This window comes from Halolamina salina, from assembly GCF_042678005.1.
Taxonomy (GTDB): Archaea; Halobacteriota; Halobacteria; order Halobacteriales; family Haloferacaceae; genus Halolamina; species Halolamina salina.
On sequence record NZ_JBHUDH010000169.1, the window covers coordinates 708 to 2,588 of the forward strand.

Annotated in this window: 3 protein-coding genes; 1 reads left to right on the plus strand and 2 read right to left on the minus strand. The window is 70.7% G+C overall.

Going from position 1 to position 1,881, the window contains the following annotated elements; translation table 11 throughout:
- Nucleotides 1–226: 226 nt before the first annotated feature.
- Nucleotides 227–655 (minus strand): DoxX family protein, encoded by a 429-nt coding sequence (locus ACFR9S_RS13325; protein ID WP_379732427.1) that lies wholly within the window; start codon nt 653–655, stop codon nt 227–229.
- Between the two features lie 163 nt (nt 656–818).
- Nucleotides 819–1,199 (minus strand): DUF7347 domain-containing protein, encoded by a 381-nt coding sequence (locus tag ACFR9S_RS13330; RefSeq protein WP_379732428.1) that lies wholly within the window; start codon nt 1,197–1,199, stop codon nt 819–821.
- Nucleotides 1,200–1,308: 109 nt separating this feature from the next.
- Here ACFR9S_RS13330 and ACFR9S_RS13335 point away from each other — a divergent pair.
- Nucleotides 1,309–1,881: MFS transporter (locus ACFR9S_RS13335; RefSeq protein ID WP_379818866.1), on the plus strand; the 573-nt coding region annotated here is incomplete at its 3' end.

The following is a 1,881-nucleotide window of genomic DNA, read 5'->3' on the forward strand; positions in this document are numbered from 1 at the left end:
CGTCGGCCGCGAACTCGCTGCCGGCGACGGCGACGAACTCGCCGTACCGCTTCTCGAGCCCGTCGGCACGGATCATGGGCCGAACTGCTCCGTCGTTCCGGAAAAAGATCGGGGCCCGGCTATCGTTCGCGAGACTGCGGTCTCCGGGCTCTCGAAGAAACGAAGCGAGAAACGGCGTCGTCTCGCTCGGTCGGGTATCCCGCGTGAGCGGGCCGTTACGGTCGGATCAGAACAGGCCGACGTTGAGCGCGAGCGGCCAGTCGGCGCCGCCGAGCGCGAGGAAGCCGAGCGAGGCCCCCAGCAGCGCGGCGTTCTTCAGGAAGTGGGTCATCTCGCCCTGCGTGTCCTCGGCGTTCCAGAAGTCGTGGATCGTCGGCGTCGCGACGACGAAGAACGTCGCGAGCGCGCCCGCCGCGAGGACGGGGTAGGCGCCGGCGGCGATGCCGAGGCCGCCGAGGATCAGCATCAGCCCGGAGGCGATCACGCCGAACGCCGGCGCGGGGATGTTCTTCGCGCCGGCGTACCCCGTCATCGTCTCGAGGTTCATGAAGTGGTTCAGACCCATGAACGCGAGCACGAGACCGAAGACGAGGCGCGCGACGAGGAAGATCGTCCCCGCGGCGCCGTCGAGCGCGGCGGCCTGCAGCAGGCTCATCGGTCACCCTCCGTCGGTGCGGTCATCGTCGATTCGCTGTGTGAATGTAGTTGCGTCACGTCACCTGCTACGAGCGCGAACCACTTGAGGGCTCGCAAACCCCGTCGTCACCCGGTTACAGCGGTGTTATCGGTCGGTTCGAGCGTCAGCCGTCCGCCGATCGTCACCGCCACGGCACCGAGAGGTGGACGTGGAACAGGCGCTCGCAGTCGGTCTCCCCACAGACGGGACACGTCGACGGCTCCGAGTCCGGCGAGTCGTCGACGAGATCAGGCTCCGCGGCACTCGTACCGGCCACCCCGGCAGCGGCGACGACGCGGCTGCCCGCCTCCCGGAGCGCGTAGCCGCCGTCGACCTCGCGGACGAAGTACTCCCGGAGCTTCGAGAGGTGGTAGTTGAACCGCCCGGGGTCGCGAACGTCCGCGCGTCGCCGGAGTTCGGAGAACGACAGCGGCTCGTCGGCCGCCGCGAGCGCCCGGAGGATCGCGATCCGCGTCTCGTCGCCCAGCACCGCCAGCGCGTCGGTCGGATCCGCTTCCTGCACGCGCTGCCCTACCGGCTGATCGGGCTTCAAACTACGGCCGACGTATCAGCCAGCGTACTGAACTGCGGTTCTCCGAGCGTTCACTATCCCGGTGGCCGACACCTCGGCCGTGTCCCTCCACGACGCGCTGCGGCGGCAGTTCTCGATCCCGGCGAACCGCTCGTTCCGGCGGCTGCTGGCGGGCAGGGCGACGAGCTTCCTCGGCGACGGCCTGTTCACCGTCGCCGTGATGTGGCTCGTGTTCGAACTGACTGGGTCGACGACGTACACCGGGCTCGCCGGCTTCCTGCTCCGGGCGCCGAACGCGCTGAAGCTGTTCGCCGGGCCGCTGGTCGACCGCTCGCGGCTGGGCCGGGTGCTCGTCGGCTCCGAACTGCTCGGCGCGGCGCTGGCGCTGCTCGTCCCGCTGGCGGCGGTCCTCGGCGAACTCTCGGTCTGGGTCGTCCTCGGCGTGCTCCCGTTCATGGCGCTGACCGAACTGTTCGCCGCGCCCGCCCAGACCGCCGCGCTTCCCCGGATCGTCGACCGGGAGTCGCTGGTCCGCGCCAACAGCGCGTTCTCCGTCGTCACGAGCGGGGTCGACGCCGGCGCGCAGGCGCTGGGCGGCGCGCTCGTCGCCGCGGTCGGCGCGGTCGCGCTGTACGCCGTCGACGCCGCCACCTACGCCGTCGCCGCCCTGGTG